Raw genomic sequence first — 17,939 nt, forward strand, 5'->3', positions numbered from 1 at the left:
GCCTTCGGCGCCGAAGGCCCGAGTGCCTGGAGGCCTGAAGGCCCCCACGCCCGGGTGCCCGATCAGGCCTTCGGCGCCACCTTGCTCAGGCCGTTGATGATGCGGTCCATCGCGTCGCCGCCGGTCGGGTCGGTGAGGTTCGCGAGGAGCTTCAGCGTGAACCTCATCAGCATCGGGTGGGTGAGCCCGCGCTGGGCCGCGATCTGCATGACCTTCGGGTTGCCGATGAGCTTCACGAAGGCCCGGCCGAGCGTGTAGTAACCGCCGTAGGTGTCCTTGAGGACGCGCGGGTAGCGCTGGAGGGCCGTCTCACGGCCGGCCGGCGTCGCCCGCGCGTGCGCCTGCACGATGACGTCGGCGGCGAGCTGGCCGGACTCCATGGCGTAGGCGATGCCCTCGCCGTTGAAGGGGTTCACCAGGCCGCCGGCGTCGCCCACCAGCAACAGCCCCTTGGTGTAGTGGGGCTGGCGGTTGAAGGCCATGGGGAGGGCGGCGCCGCGGATGGGCCCGGTCATGTTGTCCGGGGTGTAGCCCCAGTCCTCCGGCATGGACGCGCACCAGGCCTTCAGGACCTCTCGCCAGTCCAGTTCCTTGAAGGAGTCGGAGGTGTTGAGGACGCCGAGACCGACGTTGGACGTGCCGTCGCCCATGCCGAAGATCCAGCCGTAGCCGGGCAGGAGACGGTCCACGGGGCCGCGGCGGTCCCACAGTTCCAGCCAGGACTCCAGGTAGTCGTCCTCGTGGCGCGGACTGGTGAAGTACGTCCGTACGGCCACGCCCATCGGGCGGTCCTCGCGGCGGTGCAGGCCCATCGCGAGGGACAGGCGCGTGGAGTTGCCGTCGGCGGCCACGACGAGCGGGGCGCGGAAGGTGACCTCGCGCTTGTCCTCGCCGAGCTTGGCGTGCACACCGGTGATACGGCCCGTGCGGTCGTCCAGGATCGGCGCGCCCACGTTGCAGCGCTCGAACAGCCGGGCGCCCGCTTTCTGGGCCTGCCGGGCGAGCTGCTCGTCGAAATCGTCACGCTTGCGGACGAGGCCGTAGTCGGGGAAGGAGGCGAGATCCGGCCAGTCGAGCTGGAGCCGCACTCCCCCGCCGATGATCCTCAGGCCCTTGTTGCGCAGCCAGCCGGCCTCTTCCGAGATGTCGATGCCCATCGCGACGAGCTGCTTGACGGCGCGTGGGGTGAGGCCGTCGCCGCAGACCTTCTCGCGCGGGAACTCGGTCTTCTCCAGGAGCAGTACGTCGAGTCCGGCCTTGGCGAGGTGGTACGCGGTGGTGGAGCCGGCTGGCCCCGCGCCGACGACGATGACATCGGCGGTGTTTTCGGAGAGGGGCTCGGTCACGGCGGGATCTCCCCAAGGTTCGAAATCTGCGTGCCGACCGGCACTGGACAGGGGCAGTCTATTCAGCGCCCTTGATCACCCGGCTGAAGGGCTGCCACGCCACGGGCCAGCCGGTGACGTTCCGTAGCCGACTGTCACAGAAAGACACCCGCTGCTTCCGGCCGGTGTGGAGCGGGAGTTACCCTTCCCGTACCGCTGGGGGTGACATCTGTGCACATGTCCCGCAAAACACCCGAAGTGCGTGTACCGCGTCTGGTGGGCCTGATGGCCGTGGACGCGCGGGAGACGGCTCGGGCACAGGGCCTGCTCCTCACCGCACCGGACCGGCCCGACCTCCCTCTCGCCGTCGTCGACCACGTCGTACGCCAGTACCCGCCCCCCGGCGCCGAGGTGCCGCGGGACTCGATGGTCTACGTGTGGTTCGACTTCGGGCCCGGCGAGGGCGGCGGGGGCGTGCACGAGCCGCGGGTCCCGAAGCCGCCCAGGGGCGGTCTCGGGCGGGAGCTGGACGAGCCCGGCGACCCGTACCCGGCCCTCAGGCTGCCCGTGGGGATCAGCGGTCCTTGAAGCCCCGGTGCAGGGCGACGATGCCGCCGCTCAGGTTGCGCCAGGCCACCCGCGACCAGCCGGCCTTGCCCAGCCGGTCGGCCAGGGCGGGCTGGTCGGGCCAGGCCCGGATGGACTCGGCGAGGTAGACGTAGGCGTCGGGGCTGGAGGAGACGGCCCGCGCCACCGGCGGCAGGGCGCGCATCAGGTACTCGGTGTAGACGGTGCGGAACAGCGCCCAGGTGGGGTGCGAGAACTCGCAGATCACGACCCGCCCGCCGGGCCGGGTCACCCGGTACATCTCGCGCAGGGCGGCGTCCGTGTCCTGCACGTTGCGCAGCCCGAAGGAGATGGTGACGGCGTCGAAGGTGTCGTCCCTGAAGGGGAGCCGCGTCGCGTCCCCGGCGGTGTAGGGCAGCCAGGGCTGCCGCTGCTTGCCGACCCCGAGCATGCCCTGCGAGAAGTCGCAGGGGACGACGTACGCGCCGGTGCGGGCGAAGGGCAGCGAGGACGTACCCGTGCCCGCCGCCAGGTCGAGGACCTTCTGCGCGGGACGTGCGTCGACGGCCTTGGCGACCTCCTTGCGCCATCGCCGGTCCTGGCCGAGGGACAGCACGTCGTTGGTCAGGTCGTACCGTTCCGCCACGTCGTCGAACATCGAGGCGACTTCGTGCGGCTGCTTGTCCAGGGATGCGCGGGTCACGGGCCCATTGTTGCAGTAACCCGCCGGGGAGAAGCGGGGCGTGCGCCGTGCCGACTGCGACGGCGTCCCGCGAGGTGCCCCGGCCCAGGAAGGCCCTGGAAGGCCCTGGCGCCTTTATGCGCCCTAAACTCGGGTTTGCGCTTGATGTGAGACGTTTGCGGCCGGGAAACGTATGGGGTCCTGAACCCGCGGACACCGGAATACCGCGGCCACCGGCATCAGGACGGGAGCGTGCGCATGGGGAGTTACCGGAAACCGGCGGCGGTCGGGGTGGGCTGCCTGGTCGCCCTGGCCACCACGGGGTGCTCCGAACAGGCGGAACCGGTCGACCGGGCGGCACGCCCGGCCCCCTCGGCGACAGCCGCCCCCGGCACCTCGTCCCCCGCAGGGACCGGCACCGCGTACGCCCCGTACGTCAGCGCCACGGATGCCTCCGGCACCGACTCGGCCGGCTCCCCGACGACGTACAACCTGGCCTTCGTCCTGGCCGACGGCGACGACTGCACTCCGCGCTGGGACGGTGGTCACGCGATCGGCGAGGCGGCGGTGAAGGCCCGGATTTCCCGGCTGACGCAGAACGGCGGCCAGGTCCGGGTCTCCTTCGGCGGCGCCTCCGGCAGGGAACTCGCGGCCGCGTGCGACAGCGCGACGGAACTGGCGGCGGCGTACGGCACGGCCCTCGACACGGCCGGTGCCACCCGGGCCGACTTCGACGTCGAGGGCGACGAACTGGCCGACCCCGCCTCCGTCGTCCTGCGCTCGAAGGCGATCGCGCTGCTCCAGCGGGAACGGACGGACCTGGAGGTCTCCCTCACGCTCCCGGTCATGCCCTCGGGCCTGGGCAAGAAGAGCCTGGCGCTGCTCCGCTCCGCCAACGACAACGGCGTCAAGGTCGCCACCGTCAACCTGATGACGATGAACTACGGCTCGTCGTTCGACGGCGACATGGGCGGCTACGCCCTCGCGGCCGCCGGGGCCGCGCACGCCCAGCTGAAGAAGGTCTTCGGCACCTCGGACGCGGAGGCCTGGAAGGGCATGGCGCTCACCTCGATGATCGGCGTCAACGACGTCGACGGCGAGACCTTCACGCTCGCCGACGCGGCCGAGGTCCGGGCCTTCGCCGAGGAGAAGGGCATCGGGTGGGTGTCCATGTGGTCGGCCGCGCGGGACCGGCAGTGCGCGGACGGCTCCGCGCCGGACCGGCCGGCGACCGATTGCAGTGGGGTGCGGCAGCGTCCGGGGGCGTTCGGGGAGGCGTTCGCGGGCTGACGGGCGGGGTGCCGGATCAACAGGGCGCTGATCAGCGCCGCCGGTGCACGAGCCGCCCCGCGCACACCGTCGCGACGCACTCCCCCGCCTCGTCGAAGACGGCGAGGTCGGCGCGGCCGGTCGGGACGATCGCGGTGCCCCGCGCACGCGGCAGGACGACGACGTCGTTGCGCTCGGCGGCGGACCGCAGTTCCGGCGAGTCGACGTACTCCTCCAGGACCGCGACCGCGCCGAGCTTCAGCACCTCGTGGACGCGTTCGCGCGGGCTCGGGGCGTCCGGGAGCGGACCCTCGTGGACCCGGGCGGGACCGAGCGTCCCGGGCCACCTGCGGACCCGGGCCCGGGGGAACGCCTCACGGACGTCGTCGAGCTTGCCGACGGCACCGATCCGGTCCCGTCCGACGGCCACGGCACCGCCCTTGACGGGATCGGAGTCCCAGGTGACGCGGACGGCCTCGGCCGTGTGAATGGTTTCCAACTACCTCTCCGCGGCCGCTCAGTTGGAGGCGAGCAGCTTCAGCTCGGGGTGAGCCGTGCCGCCCTCGATGGCCGTGGACGAGATGTGCGAGACCACGCGGTCGTCGACGGGGTCGTTCGCCGGGTCGTCGTGCACGACGAGGTGCTCGTACGTGGTCGCCCGCTGCGCGGGCACCCGCCCGGCCTTCCGGATCAGGTCGATGATCTCCATCCGGTTGGACCGGTGCTTGGCGCCCGCGGAGGAGACGACGTTCTCCTCCAGCATGATCGAGCCGAGGTCGTCGGCGCCGTAGTGCAGGGAGAGCTGCCCGACCTCCTTGCCCGTGGTCAGCCACGAGCCCTGGATGTGGGCGATGTTGTCCATGAACAGCCGGGCGATCGCGATCATCCGCAGGTACTCGAAGAGGGTCGCCTGCGTCCGGCCCTTCAGGTGGTTGTTCTCGGGCTGGTAGGTGTACGGGATGAAGGCGCGGAAGCCGCCCGTGCGGTCCTGGACGTCCCGGATCATCCGCAGGTGCTCGATGCGCTCGGCGTTGGTCTCGCCGGTGCCCATGAGCATGGTGGACGTGGACTCCACGCCCAGGCCGTGCGCGATCTCCATGATCTCCAGCCAGCGCTCGCCGGACTCCTTCAGAGGGGCGATGGCCTTGCGGGGCCGCTCGGGCAGCAGCTCGGCACCGGCACCCGCGAAGGAGTCGAGCCCGGCGGCGTGGATGCGCCGGATGGCCTCCTCGACGCTCACGTTCGAGATCCGGGCCATGTGCTCGACCTCGGACGCCCCCAGGCTGTGGATGACCAGCTGCGGGAACTCCTTCTTGATCGCCGCGAAGTGCTTCTCGTAGTACTCGACGCCGTAGTCCGGGTGGTGTCCGCCCTGGAACATGATCTGGGTGCCGCCCAGCTCGACCGTCTCGGCGCACCGGCGCAGGATGTCGTCCAGGTCGCGGGTCCAGCCCTTGGCGGTGTCCTTGGGGGCGGCGTAGAAGGCGCAGAACTTGCACGCCGTGACGCACACGTTCGTGTAGTTGATGTTGCGCTCGATGATGTACGTCGCGATGTGCTCGGTGCCGGCGTACCTGCGGCGGCGCACGGCGTCGGCCGCGGCGCCCAGCGCGTGCAGCGGGGCGTCCCGGTACAGCGTGAGCGCCTCGTCGGGGGTGATCCGCCCACCGGCGGCTGCACGGTCGAGGATGGGCTGAAGGTCGGCCTTCTCGGTCACCGGGCGTCCCTTTCGTAAGGGTTGTGGACGGACCAGCCCAGCGTACGCCAGCCGTTCGGGCCGCTGGACGTCAGGCCGCGTAGGCCCCGGCCAGGAGTCCGAGGAGGGCGCCGGAGATCAGGAACGGCCCGAAGGGGATGGCCGTCTTGCGCCCGGCCCGCCGCGCCACCACGAGGGCACCGCCGTACAGCGCGCCCAGCAGGAACCCGGCGAAGGTGCCGAGCATCACCGTCGGCCACCCGTACCAGCCGAGCACCGCACCCGCGCCCAGGGCGAGCTTGACGTCGCCGAAGCCCATCCCCGCGGGGTTGATGAGGAACAGCACGAAGTAGCCGCCGCCCAGCGCGAGCGAGCCGAGCAGGGCGGTCGTCCACTCCCCCGCGTGCTCGGGCACGAGCGCGGTGAGGCCGAGCAGGACGAGCGCGGCAGCGGCGAACGGGAGTGTGAGCGGGTCGGGCAGCCGCCGCACCCGGAAGTCGACGGCCGTCAGCAGCACTCCGACGGGCGCGAGCAGCAGCCAGACGCCGAGCTCGGGCCGGGTGCCTGTGGCGGCGGCGAGGGCGGCGCAGACGAGGGCGGTGGCGATCACCAGCGGTGCCGTGCGCGGTCCGTATCCGGCCTCCTCGCACTCCGGGCACGCGGCCCGTCCCAGCCAGCCCTTGAGGGCATGCCCGCCGGGGCACTCCTCCCGCCACGGCTCCCCCGCGGGGGCCGAGAAACGATAGGCCGCGCGCGGCAGGAACGACCCCGCCGCTGCGCCCCACAGCGCGGCGGCGATGACCAGGACGGCGGTGTTCATCCCACCGCGGCGATCGCGTCGCGCCACGTCGGCAGCAGCTCGTCGAGCAGTGCCTCGGTGCGCGGCGGCAGGCCGCGGGCCCCGCTGCGGCCGATGAGATCGGTGGCGAGCGCGGTCAGCTGGGACGTGTCGCCGGTGGCATGGGTGGCGCGCAGCAGCTCGTGCCACAGGCGCTCGTCGGCCGGGGCGGTGCGCAGGGCCGCGTTGAGGGCCTCGATGGCCTTCTCGGCGCGGTTCTTCTCCATGTGGAACTCGCACAGCGCGAGCCCGGTGTCCGCGACGAGCAGCGGCAGCTGGGCGTCGACGATCTCGTGGGTGAGCCACCGGTAGCGGCCCTCGGGCCGGTCGGCGAGCAGCGGCCCGCGCACCAGCACCAGCGCGTCGGTGAGCAGCCGCCCGCGCACGGCCCGGCTGCCGACGCCCTTGCCCTGCGTGGCCTCGTGGTAGAGGGACCGCAGCACGTCCAGGTCGGAGACGACGGACTTGGCGAGGGTGAGCCGCCCGGTCGCGTCCCTGCCGAGGCGGGGCGTGCCGTCGGGGTCGGCGCCGAGCCAGTCGCGCAGCCGGTCCAGGAGCGCGTCCCGTACGTCGTCGGTGACGCCGCGCGGCCACAGCGCGGAGGACAGCACGCGCGGGTGCACGCCCTCGCGGTGCAGGAGCAGCAGGGCGAGCGCCTCGTGCAGCAGGGCGCTGCGCTCCCCGTCCGGGGTGTCGAGACCGATGATCTCGTACGGCCCGACGAGCCGGGCGTAGACGGCCGGCCGGCCCTGCTCGCTGATGTCGACGAGGAACGGCGGGGTGTTCGCGGGCCTGTCGGATTCGCGCTCCGGGTCGGCCTCGACGAACAGCTCGACCACGGCCCGCTGCTGCGCGTCCGGCAGCAGCTGGGCGTCGAGTTCGAGCCCGAGGAGGGGCGCGAGGAGCTTGCCCTGGCCGGTGATCTCCATCTCCCAGGCGGCGCCCGGCAGGTCGCCGGTCTCGGTGCCGACGAGGTAGCCGATGCCGAGCCGGCCGGCGTCGGCGGCGAGTTCGGCGAGCTTGACGGCGTCCTCGGCGGACGGCTGGGCGGCGAGCAGGACCAGGTGCGGGGCCCAGCGGGTGTGCTGGGCGGGCCCGGTGCGCCCGGTGAGGACGGAGTCGTGCCCGGCGGCGCCCAGCGCTCCGCGCCGCTGCCGCGTCTCGGCCTCCATCGTCTCGACGAGCGCCTCGATGTCCTCCAGGTGCCGGATCCGGTTGGGGGCGAGGGGGGTGAGGTCCTGCCCGAAGCCGACGAGCGTGATGGTCATGCGGTCGGACCACCCGTTGGTCGCCAGCTCGGCGGCGACGGACGCGAAGACGGCGGCCCGGTCGGCCTCCCGCCCGGAGAGGGAGACGATGCCGGGCACGGCCTCCAGGTTGAGCAGCAGCCGCGAGTCGTCCATGGTGCCGAGGCTGACGAGCCCCGGGTAGGGCGCGGCCGTGTCGACGTCCTCGTAGCGCTCGGCGTCCGTCCGGGCCAGCATCCAGAAGGTCTGGTCCTGCCCCTGCTGCCAGGGGGCGGGCGGCTTCCCGGCGGGCTGGGCGAGTTGGAGGTGCAGATCGCCGTTGCTGAGCCAGGCGGCGTACACGACCGGCAGCGCGCGCGACTCCTCGGCGAGGGAGGCGGCGAGACCGCGCAGGCTCCGGTCGAGCAGCCGCACGCCCTCCGGGTCGGCGCCGACGAGCAGCGCGTCCTGGACGTCCTGCGCGTCCCCGCTCGGTGTGGGCGGCTCCATACCGCGCCGCCCGCCGACGGCCCCGAACGCCGACTGCCACAGCGCCTGCCGGCGCCGCCGCCCCAGGGCGCCGAGGAGACCGGCGGCGAGGAGGGGTGCGGTGAGGAGGGCTTCGGGCAGTCCGAAGGAGCTGTCGGACTCGGCGTCGACGCCGGTGGCCTGCTGGTGACCGGCGTCGTGGGCGGGCCGCTGCTGCTCGGGGACGGACACCTGGGTGGCACCGCCACCAGCGTGCTCGTGTCCACCGCCCTGGGCGCCGGAGCCCCCTCCGCCCTGGGCGTGGTCCCCGGTCTGGGCGTAGTCGCTGATCTGCTGCTGCACGTCGGGCGACACGTTGGGCGCCTCGTCGGGCATCTCGACGAGCTCGCCGCCGCGCGCGTCGCCCGGCATCTCCATGATCCATCCGGGCCGGATGAGGCTGGCCTCGGAGAGCTTGGAACCGTCCGGCTGGATGCGGTCCTTGTTGAGCTCGAAGATCTCCTTGTAGCGACGCCCGTCACCGAGGTGCCGTTCCGCTATCTCCCACAGGGAGTCGTGGTGACGTCCCTCGGGCGGCTGGATCCGGTAGTACTTCGTGTCGCCCTGCTTGGCGGTGCTGCCACCGGCGTCGGCGTGCGAGGCGGCGTGCGAGGCCTGGTCGGCGAGGGCGGCCGCGGTGTCGGCGGCCTGCTCCTGCTGCTGGGCGAAGAAACCCGGGGTCTGCTGGGCCGCGGCGACGGTGGGCTTCTGATGGGCGTCGTAGCCGCTCTGGCCGAGCTGCGACAGGCCGGGCGCGAAGCTGGCCGCGGTGGCGCCGACGAGCAGCAGCGCGGCGACGAGCTGCCGGGCGAGCAACTGACTGGGCCCGGCGCCCGGCACCCGCCCCGGCACCCCGACACCGGACAGCGCGGCCTTCATCTCCACGAGCACGCAGGCGGTGAACTGGGCCCACGCGAGCCACACCACGACGGTCAGGATGTTCAGGAACGTCTGGACGGTGATCTCTTGCTGGAGCCAGTCCAGGCTCGGCACCCCGTTCGGCAACGGCCACCCGATCTGCGTCGCCAGCGCGCCGGGCACGCCGACGAGGAGCACGGCCAGGGCGACGAACGCGAAGAACGCCTTGACGAAGTCCCCGAACGACCGCCGCCGGATCCTCACCGGCTGCGGCGTCCGATTCCTCGGGGCCGTCGTTGGGGCCGTCGTTCCCGTCGTACTTCCCGTCGAGCTTGACGAGCTGGAGGTGCGGCGTCGCGGCATGGCGGGTGTCCTGGGGTCGTGTGTGAGTGCGGTGAGACGAACTGGGGGCCGAGAGGTGTGCTGAGCCTACAGAGATCTTATGGACTCTTATTGAGGTCGTCGAAGGGCACGGGGAACGAACGGCGTTGACGTCCGATTTGCCCCGCAGACCGCATGCGGTTGACGCTGCGACCGAGGGGCCGCGAGCCCCCCTTCGCGCCTGCCACGCACACTCCTCACACGCTCCACACAAACCCCCGTGGTCACCCACGGGGCCACAAACACCCCCTGGTAGCTTCGTTCCCTGTCGCACACGCCGAACCTCGGGGGAGAAATCGTGGCCCGCCGCGCTCTGACCACCACAGCTGCCGCGTTCGCCGCAACAGCGGCGCTTCTGCTCACCGCATGCGGCGGAGGCGGAGACGACAAGTCGTCCGATGACATCAAGGGGGCGGACGCAGGCACGAGGAGCCCGTCGGCCTCCGCGTCCGGCGCTGCGGGGGCCGACCGCCCGGACGTCAGCGTGCCGAAGGATCTGAAGCTGGTCTTCGACTTCGACCAGCCGTCCGACGCGAAGCACGCGGCGGCGCTCGCCGACGCGGAGAACTACGTCCGTGCGCTGAAGCACGGCATCGCCGCGCAGGATCCGAACGATCCGGCGTATCAGTTCTATTCGGGGGCGCAGGCTGCGCAGTACGCCAAGTCGCAGATCGAGTCCTGGGTCGAGGGCGGATGGACCGTCACCGGGACGGACAAGTACTACGACGAGGACATCGCCACCCTGAGCGACGGCAAGGGCGTCCTCGTCTCGTTCTGCCGGAACCAGGCCGAGTTCTACGGCAAGGAAATCAAGACCGGAAAGGTCCTCCGCACCAAGGAGAGCCTGGACAGTTACCAGACGTGGAAGGTGCTCATGGTCCCCCCGGCCGGCTCCTCCCAGACCTGGAAGGCCGGGAACGTGGAGGTCATCGGCAAGGCGGAGGAGTGCCGGTGATGACGCCTTCACGGCGGACGGTGACCTGGGGAGCTGCCGTGGGTGTGGCCGCGGTGCTGTGGACCGGCAGCATGGCTCATGCCGACGGGCCTGCAGAAGACACAACCGCGCCCTCGGCTCCCCCCGCCTCGGGCAACGCGAACGACCAGGAACTCTCCGCCGCCGTCACGTCCTCCCGGATCAAGGTCAGTCAGGTGAGCGGCCCCACCGGCGGCAAGCAGGGCACCCTCTCGTCGACGGACGCGACCTGGGAGCCCCCGCCCTGCTGGTACGAGCCCGTCTACACGCCGGAGCAGCTCAAGAAGTTCTCGGAGACGGGCCTCGCCCTCGGGTATGTCAGCCCCCACGCGTCCTGGGGCGGCCAGAAGCTGTGGACGGATCACTACCGGGACGGCAAGGACGCCTACAACTACGAGGACGGCTCGCTCATCACCCGCAAGGGCTACGACGACTACAACCTCGGCAAGGACGGTTACTTCTGGCGGGGGGTGGCCCGCGACTTGGAGGACCCGGACTCGTACGGCTGCGAACGCGTCATGTTCTGGCAGAACGCCGGCGAAATCCCCGACGTACCGAACGCCCCCACGGCCGAAACACTCGCCGAGTACGCCTACGACAAGGTCAAGGTCCCGGACACGGAGATCGAGTTGAAGCCGGCGGCCAGGTCGACGGTGAACCTGCCGACCTGGGTCTGGCTGGACAAGGGCACCTTCAAGGACGTCAAGGTCCGCGCCGAACTCCCGAACACGGGCCTGTGGGCCGAGACGACGGCCAAGCCGGTCGCCCTCCACCTGGAACCGGGCACGGACGATGCCGAGACCTTCCCGGCCTCCGGCAACTGCGAGATCAACGAGGACGGCTCCATGGCACCCCGTACACCAAGGGCGACGCCGACAAGACCCCGCCCTGCGGCATCCGCTACCTCCGCGCCACCAACGGCACCCCGTACCAGTTGAAGGCCAGCATCACCTGGCAGATCTCATGGGAGGGCGCGGGCGGCGCGAAAGGCGACCTCCCGGACGGCACCTTCGAGACCACCCAGGACATGAACGTCCAGGAGATCCAGTCGATCAACCGCTGACGCGCCACCCAGTCGTTCGCAACCGCCACGCCACACTTCTCACGTTCCCCACACAACCCACCACTGCCTCTCAAGGGCCCATTACTCGCCCCTGATAGCTTCGTTCTCTGCCGCACACATCGGACGATGATCGAACCCCGGGGGAGAAGGCCAGTGGCCCGCCGCGCTCTGAAAACGACAGCCGCCACGCTCACCGCGACGGCGGCACTGCTGCTCACCGCATGCGGTGGAGGCGGCGACGACTCGTCGGACGACATCAAGGGAGCAGACAAGGGAGCGAGCAGTCCTTCCGCTCCCGCCTCCGGCTCGGCGTCGACGGACGTCGACCGGCCGGACGTGAGTCTTCCGAAGGACCTCGACGTGGTCTTCGATTTCGAGAAGCCGTCGGACCAGGACAGCGCGGCAGCCCTCGATGACGCCGCCAACTACATCCGCGCGCTGAACCACGGCATCACAAAGCAGGATCCGGGAGACCCCGCCTTCCAGTTCTACTCCTCGGGCCAGGCTGCCCAGTACGCGCACTCGCAGATCAAGGAGTATGTGGACGGCGGCTGGACGCTCACGGGCAAGGACCGGTACTACCAGGCCGAAACCAGCCCCGGCGACAAGTCGGAGAACGTCAAGACGGTCAGCGTCGCCTTCTGTGAGGACCAGTCCAAGGTCTACGGCAAGGAAGTCAAGACCGAGAAGGTCCACCGCACGAAGGAAAGCCTGGCCAGCTTCCAGAAGTTCACCCTCCTCATGGTGTCCGCGAAGGGCAATCCGGTGTGGCGCGCCCAGCAGGTCACCGTCAAGGGGAAGGCTGAGGAATGCCGAGGCTGACCGGCACCAGGCGAACGAAGCTGATCGTGGCCCTGGCCGCGGGGTCCCTCGTCTGCACCGCCGGCCCGGCTTACGCCGACAAACCGGTCTCCGGCCAGGCGGCGCCCCCCGGCGCGCAAGGCGGAGCCGACGGCAAGGGCGGTCTGTCGGCTTCCGTCTCCAACATCAAGCTCACGTATCCGAGCGGTGGGGGCGGCGATGGCAAGGAGGGCAACCTCGGGACGGTCGATCCCAACTGGAAGCCGCCTGCCTGCTGGTACGAGCCCGCCTTCACTCCTGAGCAGTTGAAGCACTTCGTGGACACGGACAGCGGCGGTGACGTCGGAATCCACGAGTCCTGGTGGGGCAAGGGGCTCTGGACCGACCACTACCGAGACGGCAAGCCGGCGGACAACTTCGACATGCACGCGCCGACGAACAGCACCGCCGAGGGCTACAAGAACTACAACCTCGGCAAGGACGGCTACTTCTGGCGCGGTGTCGCACCCGACCCCAACGACTCGGAGTCCTGGGACTGCGGCCGCATCATGTTCTGGGTGGACGCCGGAAAGGTCCCGGACGACCCGAACACGCCCACCCCGAAGACGCTCGCCGAGTACGCCTACAACAAGGTCAAGGTCCCGGAAACGAAGGTCGACCTGAAGCCGGAAGCCAGGTCCACGGTCAACCTGCCCACCTGGGTCTGGCTGGACAAGGGCACCTTCAAGGACGTCAAGGTCCGTGCCGAACTCCCGAACACGGGCCTGTGGGCCGAGACGACGGCCAAGCCGATCGCCCTCCACCTTGAGCCCGGCACCGAGGACGCCGAGGTCTTCCCCGCCTCCGGCGACTGCGAGATCAACGAGGACGGCTCCATCGGCACCCCATACACCAAGGGCGACGCCGACAAGACCCCGCCCTGCGGCATCCGCTACCTCCGCGCCACGAACGGCACCCCGTACCAGCTCTCCGCCAGCGTCACCTGGCAGATCACCTGGGAGGGCTCCGACGGCACCGGCGGCGACCTGCCCGACGGCACCTTCGAGACCACCCAGGACATGAACGTCCAGGAGATCCAGTCGATCAACCGCTGAGAGTGACCGCCGGGCGGTCAGACGGACGGGTTCTCGTTCGAGACCAGCGCCGCAGTGAAATACAGAGGCAGACCGTCTTCGGGGTCCACAGGGACCTCCTGTGATGTCCAGCGGTTGAAGGCGATCGTCAGGTCCAGCACGACTGGTTCTTCGGGGTTGGAGTCGTCGATGCGGTATCCCGCCTCGGAGAACGCCTGGAGCAACTGACGAGCAGGAGTCCGGAAGACGTCGAATCCGCGCCACATGACACGCAGGTCTGAGTCTTCCTCCTCGGGAGCCGAGACGTCGACGGCGTTGACCGTTTTCTGATCCTTGAGGATGACGACGACGTCGAAGTCGTCCCCCATGGCCTGGATCTGCACTGTCGGATTGTGATCGAACGGCCCCATCACGCGCACTTCACCCCAGGAAGCAGCAGCAGCGACAGCCTCCTCGAACGGCATTCCCATGGCCACCGGCGGAACGCCGTTCGGAGGGTCCAGGATGATTTCCATTGTCTTGCCTCATTTCAGCAGATCGTAATTGATCGTCCAGCCGTTATCGGACAGCATCTTCTGCAGACCTGCGTTGCCCTTCAAGCTGGCGACCATATCGGCTATGTGCTGGTCATACTTCGTTCCGAAACGCGCTCGTATGTCGTCGATGTCCATCTTCATGGCCTCGTCGAACTTCCCCTGATCGACCAGATCACGCTGTGCATTGCGCCATGGGGTGGCCGAGTATCCACGCGAGTCAGTGCTCGAGACGAGCCGGTGATCACGCCGCTCCATGCGAATGGCAGGACCCATATGCTCGGTCAGGCTGAGGTGCGCGTAAGCCGCCTTGGCCGGTATGTGGTTGATCTCATTACCCTTACGCGCGGGCGAAAGCCTCCCGTACCAGCCGCCAAGGTCTGTACAGACCAGACCGAAGGGGTCACTCCAGGTGAACGGATTGGGGACATAGGAATAGTTGTTGGGGGCCGCGTCCAGTCCGAGTGGGTCCGGTGATATGTATCGGGCGTTCTCCGCGTCGTAGTAGCGCCGGACGTTGTAATCCAACCCGGACTCGAGGTCGTGATACTGGCCGGGAAAGCCCAGCGGACACGCTGGTTCTTCTTCTGCGGTCTCGAACGGCACCCCCCAGACCGAGGTACCGCGCCTCCAGTGAATGCTTCCGTCACCATCGACGAGTTCGGTCGGGGTGCCGACCAGATCCGTGACGATGGCGTAGAACCTGGCGTCGATCTCCTCCTGGTCCTCCGTACGCCCGTCGGACGCCGTGAACACCCGCTCGGTCTGCGCCAGTGGCCGATGCTCGCCCGGCTGCCAGTGCCATGTGGTCGCCCTCGACGCGCCGTCGCCCTGCGATTGGATCCGTTCCGCGAGGCGGGTTCCCTCCCAGGCGAAGTCGGTCTGTTCGATGACCGTGCCGTCCTGAGCCAGCAGTTGCTTGGCGATGCGGCGGCCATGGGGGTCGTACAGGTAGTGCCAGCGGCGGTCGTCAGGAGTGACGACATCGGTCAGGCGGTCGAAGGCATCCCAGCGGTACCGCCACGTCCGGGACCCGCCGGACAGCAGGCGCCGCGTGAGGGACACGACTCGGCCTTGGCCGTCGTATGCGTAACGGCTGCGCCCGCTGCGGCGCAGGAGCAGTCCCTCGTAGTCCCGGTCCACGGAAGGCGCACCGTCTTGGCCTCCCGGTTCGGGGACCCCTTGGCTGTTCGCGAGGTTGCCGGCGGCGTCGTACGTGTAGCGCTCCTCGCGGCGCGGAGAGTTAGCGTTGAGAACCCTGCCATGGGCATCCAAGGTGAACCGGTGATGTCCCTGGACGGTGTCGACATTGTCCGTCAGGAAGTTGTCGGGACGGTAGCCGTAGGTTCGCCGCCAGACCTCGACGCCCCTGTCTTGGCTGCCGAGAGTACGTCCAGTGGAGTACAGGACCTGACGTGTGGTCCGGCCGACGGCGTCCCACGACTGGCTGAGCAAGGCTCCCGCGCCCAGTTTGCGTTCGGTCTCGCGACCCACAGGGTCGTAGGCGAGCTGAACGCTGATGCCCTGGGTGTGCAGCGCTGCCAGCCGGTGGCCCGCGTCGTACTCCCATGCGGTCACGGCCCCCGAAGGGGTGCGGCGGCGTATTCGGCGCCCCATGAGGTCGTAGTCGAGTTCCAGCGACCGGCCGTTGCACGTCTCCCGGAGAACTGCGCCGAGTCCGTCCCGCACGTAGGTGATGACGGCGTCCGGGCCTGCTGCCTCCACGAGGCGGCCGACCCTATCGTATCGATAGCGAATCACTCCGTCGTCCGTCGCCTGGTTCAGGAGGTTCCCGCGTGAGTCGAAGGCGCAGACGAGCCGCTGCCCAGCGCCGTTGATCCGCTCGACAGGTTGCCCTGCCGCGTCGTACCGGTACGTCGTCTCTCTGCCGCTGAAATCACGTTCGCGCAGCAGACGGCCGGCCACGTCATAGCTGTACGACCAAGTGTGGCCGAGGGCGTTGGTGACAGCCGTGAGGCGAAGCTCCGTGTCGTAGGCGTACTCGATGCGTGATCCGTCCGGGCACGTCACGGCGACGGGGAGTCCGAAGGGCCCCTGCTCGTAGCGCGTGACGGCGCCTGCCGCGCTGGTGAAGGAGACTGGGTTGCCTGCCGCATCGTGATGCCAGAACTCGGCCGAGCCATCTGCCAGCCGGCGTTCCCGCAGCCTGCCCTCCGGCGTCCACGCGAGAGAGGTGACCGCCCCGTTGGCATCGACGATGCGGACCACCTGTCCCAGCGCGTTCCGTTCATAGCGTGTGGTGTGGCCGAGGGCATCGGTGATCGTGTGAGGCAGGCCGGCCGCGTCGTTGACAATCCGGTACGAAGCGCCCAGTGGATCGGTGATCAGTGACCTTGCGCCCCTGTCGTCGTACGAGAAGCGCGTCGTGGCTCCGATCGGATTCACCATTCGTGACAGACGGCCCCGCTCGTCGTAGCTGTGTTGCCAGCGGGCACCGTCAGCTTCCACAACGGTGATGGGCCGACGCTCCTCGTCGTACTCGGCCCGCACGGTGGAGTTGTCGGGCAGGCGTACCTCGATGAGGTCGCCCCGGCCGTCGTAGGTGTAGCAGGTGGTGCGGCCCAAGGGGTCGGTCTCGGACAGTAGTCGGTCGTACCTGTCCCACTCACGCACCGTCGTTCCACCCAAGGGGTCGATCTCCCGGACCACTTGAAGGTGATCGTTCAGCTCGTACGTGGTGGAGTGCCCGAGCGAGTCGGTGTACACAGTCCGACCGGCCACGTCGTCGTACTGGAACGTACTGCTGAGCAGGCCGTCCGGGCCGGTCGTCCGCAAGCAGCGGCCCTGGGCGTCGTATGTGTAGCGGAACACCGTACCGATACGGTCTTCCCAGCCGCTGATGCGGTTCTCGTCGTCATAGAAGAGCTTCTCCGCGTGACCGGAGGCGTCGCGGATGTGCGTGAGTCGCCCCTTCCGGTCATACCCGTATCGGCACAGCGTCGGAGTATCGGGCGCACTCGCAAGGGAGAACTCGGTGATCCGGCCCGACACGACGGAGATGTCGATGCGATACCCACCGCTGTGCGAGACACCCAGGAGGATGCCCTGCTCGTCGTAGGAAACTTCGATCGAGTTTCCGTGACGGTCTGTCATGGCGACGAGGGACAGTTCTGCCGGGCGGTGCGGGGTGACCTGAGCAAAGTGGAGTTCCTGGCCGATCTCCGGCTGATGTACAACCATCGGACTGGCCGCGGTACCGTCCCAGGAAAGCTCCCAGCGCGGCCCCTCGACCGGCATGACTGCCAAGTCACGTTCGGGGGCCGGATACTCGAGGACCATGCCGTCCTCGGTGACAAGACGGACGCCGAATTGTTCCAGAATCAACCGCTGGTCCAACGTCGAGGTCCATGAACGCCCGAACCAGCGGCCGGCGAGCTGATCCGTCACGTAGTGCCGCCTGAGAATCAACGGAAGCACACCCGGCAGGAAGACGTCGTCCTCGGACATGACCATCTCACCGGTGGCGACGTCGACAGGATCGTTCTTGCACGTGCGCTTCAACATGCTCAGGGCGCTCTTGCGCAGGTTACTGCCGAGCCCCTTGGCCATCCCCCTGAGGCCGACCTTGGCAAGGCCCTTCATACCTTTGGCGAGTCCGCCGAGAGTGGTCAGGCCCTTCATGCCGGGTATGCAGTCCAGGGCCGCGAGCCCTACATCCCATAGGGACGCTTGTCCCTTCGAATATTTATAGAGCGTGTCGGCGAGGACGACCGCCGCCGCGATCAGCACGATCGCGCCCAGGATCGGACCGCCGATGATCATCGCAACGATCCCGACCACCGTCACGACGACCTTGCAGACCGCGACGATGCTGTCCCAGTTGTCCGTGAACCAGTCGCCGACCTCCTCCCACCACGACCGGTTCTGAATGCCCGCGTCCGAGGCCTCGTCGATCTTCGACTTCGCCTCCCGGGCCGCCTCCTCGCGCATCTTGCGCGCGTCCTCGGCCATCTTCTTCGCCGCGGCGAGAGCGTCCTGGGCCTCGGAGACATCCGACTGCGCCTTGGACTGGGCCGACTTGGCGTGCTGCACATCCCGGGTCGCGGCACGGACCTTCGCCTCGTCCGGCTTCTCGGCGTTCTTACTGCCGGTCGGGTCGTCCTTG

At 69.3% G+C, this 17,939-nt stretch carries 13 protein-coding genes and 1 pseudogene; 6 read left to right on the forward strand and 8 right to left on the reverse strand.

Annotation, left to right across the window (positions count from 1 at the left end):
* Nucleotides 1-62: 62 nt before the first annotated feature.
* A complete protein-coding gene (locus tag CCL05_RS23780; RefSeq protein ID WP_086562513.1) occupies nt 63-1,346 on the reverse strand; it encodes a geranylgeranyl reductase family protein in 1,284 nt (427 codons plus the stop codon).
* A 216-nt stretch (nt 1,347-1,562) separates the two neighbouring features.
* Between CCL05_RS23780 and CCL05_RS23785 the strand changes: the two genes are divergently transcribed.
* Complete coding sequence (locus CCL05_RS23785) at nt 1,563-1,913, forward strand: PASTA domain-containing protein (RefSeq protein WP_086562514.1); 351 nt, start codon at nt 1,563-1,565, stop codon at nt 1,911-1,913.
* Here CCL05_RS23785 and CCL05_RS23790 read toward each other — a convergent pair.
* The gene (locus CCL05_RS23790) at nt 1,900-2,595 is read right to left on the reverse strand and encodes a demethylmenaquinone methyltransferase (protein WP_086562515.1); all 696 of its coding nucleotides are present in this window, start codon (nt 2,593-2,595) and stop codon (nt 1,900-1,902) included. The genes CCL05_RS23785 and CCL05_RS23790 overlap by 14 nt on opposite strands.
* Before the next feature lie 237 nt (nt 2,596-2,832).
* On the opposite strand from CCL05_RS23790, the gene CCL05_RS23795 reads away from it, so the two are divergent.
* Nucleotides 2,833-3,864, forward strand: coding sequence for a chitinase (locus CCL05_RS23795; protein WP_086562516.1), 1,032 nt, complete (start codon nt 2,833-2,835; stop codon nt 3,862-3,864).
* 31 nt (nt 3,865-3,895) lie between these two features.
* On the opposite strand, the gene CCL05_RS23800 is transcribed toward CCL05_RS23795, so the two are convergent.
* The 4 genes from CCL05_RS23800 to CCL05_RS23815 all read right to left on the reverse strand — a co-directional run bounded on the left by CCL05_RS23800 (nt 3,896) and on the right by CCL05_RS23815 (nt 9,352).
* Nucleotides 3,896-4,342 carry a hypothetical protein gene (locus CCL05_RS23800; RefSeq protein WP_086562517.1) on the reverse strand — a complete coding sequence of 149 codons (447 nt, stop codon included), beginning with the start codon at nt 4,340-4,342 and terminating at the stop codon, nt 3,896-3,898.
* 18 nt (nt 4,343-4,360) lie between these two features.
* On the reverse strand, nt 4,361-5,560 hold the full coding sequence (mqnC, locus tag CCL05_RS23805) for a cyclic dehypoxanthinyl futalosine synthase (RefSeq protein WP_086562518.1): 1,200 nt from the start codon (nt 5,558-5,560) through the stop codon (nt 4,361-4,363).
* 70 nt (nt 5,561-5,630) lie between these two features.
* Nucleotides 5,631-6,359: a prepilin peptidase gene (locus CCL05_RS23810; RefSeq protein WP_086562519.1), complete on the reverse strand. Its 729-nt coding sequence runs from the start codon at nt 6,357-6,359 to the stop codon at nt 5,631-5,633.
* Nucleotides 6,356-9,352 (reverse strand): BTAD domain-containing putative transcriptional regulator, encoded by a 2,997-nt coding sequence (locus CCL05_RS23815; RefSeq protein ID WP_086562520.1) that lies wholly within the window; start codon nt 9,350-9,352, stop codon nt 6,356-6,358. Before CCL05_RS23815 ends, CCL05_RS23810 begins: the two co-directional genes overlap by 4 nt.
* 316 nt (nt 9,353-9,668) lie before the next feature.
* Between CCL05_RS23815 and CCL05_RS23820 the strand changes: the two genes are divergently transcribed.
* The 4 genes and pseudogenes from CCL05_RS23820 to CCL05_RS23835 all read left to right on the forward strand — a co-directional run bounded on the left by CCL05_RS23820 (nt 9,669) and on the right by CCL05_RS23835 (nt 13,301).
* A complete protein-coding gene (locus CCL05_RS23820; RefSeq protein WP_086562521.1) occupies nt 9,669-10,325 on the forward strand; it encodes a hypothetical protein in 657 nt (218 codons plus the stop codon).
* 71 nt (nt 10,326-10,396) lie between these two features.
* A pseudogene (locus CCL05_RS23825) lies at nt 10,397-11,406 on the forward strand (hypothetical protein).
* A gap of 153 nt (nt 11,407-11,559) precedes the next feature.
* A complete protein-coding gene (locus tag CCL05_RS23830; RefSeq protein WP_086562522.1) occupies nt 11,560-12,228 on the forward strand; it encodes a hypothetical protein in 669 nt (222 codons plus the stop codon).
* A complete protein-coding gene (locus CCL05_RS23835; RefSeq protein WP_086562523.1) occupies nt 12,216-13,301 on the forward strand; it encodes a hypothetical protein in 1,086 nt (361 codons plus the stop codon). Before CCL05_RS23830 ends, CCL05_RS23835 begins: the two co-directional genes overlap by 13 nt.
* A gap of 17 nt (nt 13,302-13,318) precedes the next feature.
* Here CCL05_RS23835 and CCL05_RS23840 read toward each other — a convergent pair whose 3' ends face one another.
* Nucleotides 13,319-13,795 carry a hypothetical protein gene (locus tag CCL05_RS23840; protein ID WP_086562524.1) on the reverse strand — a complete coding sequence of 159 codons (477 nt, stop codon included), beginning with the start codon at nt 13,793-13,795 and terminating at the stop codon, nt 13,319-13,321.
* Between the two features lie 9 nt (nt 13,796-13,804).
* A complete protein-coding gene (locus tag CCL05_RS23845) occupies nt 13,805-17,866 on the reverse strand; it encodes a DUF6531 domain-containing protein (RefSeq protein ID WP_208641603.1) in 4,062 nt (1,353 codons plus the stop codon).
* Nucleotides 17,867-17,939: the final 73 nt, after the last annotated feature.

Source organism: Streptomyces africanus (assembly GCF_002150735.1).
GTDB classification, from domain to species: Bacteria; Actinomycetota; Actinomycetes; order Streptomycetales; family Streptomycetaceae; genus Streptomyces; species Streptomyces africanus.

Coding starts and splice junctions, on each gene's coding strand:
- CCL05_RS23785 (WP_086562514.1), top strand. CDS start 1,563: ATGTCCCGCAAAACACCCGAAGTGCGTGTACCGCGTCTGGTGGGCCTG.
- CCL05_RS23795 (WP_086562516.1), top strand. CDS start 2,833: ATGGGGAGTTACCGGAAACCGGCGGCGGTCGGGGTGGGCTGCCTGGTC.
- CCL05_RS23810 (WP_086562519.1), bottom strand. CDS start 6,359: ATGAACACCGCCGTCCTGGTCATCGCCGCCGCGCTGTGGGGCGCAGCG.
- CCL05_RS23815 (WP_086562520.1), bottom strand. CDS start 9,352: ATGCCGCGACGCCGCACCTCCAGCTCGTCAAGCTCGACGGGAAGTACG.
- CCL05_RS23835 (WP_086562523.1), top strand. CDS start 12,216: ATGCCGAGGCTGACCGGCACCAGGCGAACGAAGCTGATCGTGGCCCTG.
- CCL05_RS23840 (WP_086562524.1), bottom strand. CDS start 13,795: ATGGAAATCATCCTGGACCCTCCGAACGGCGTTCCGCCGGTGGCCATG.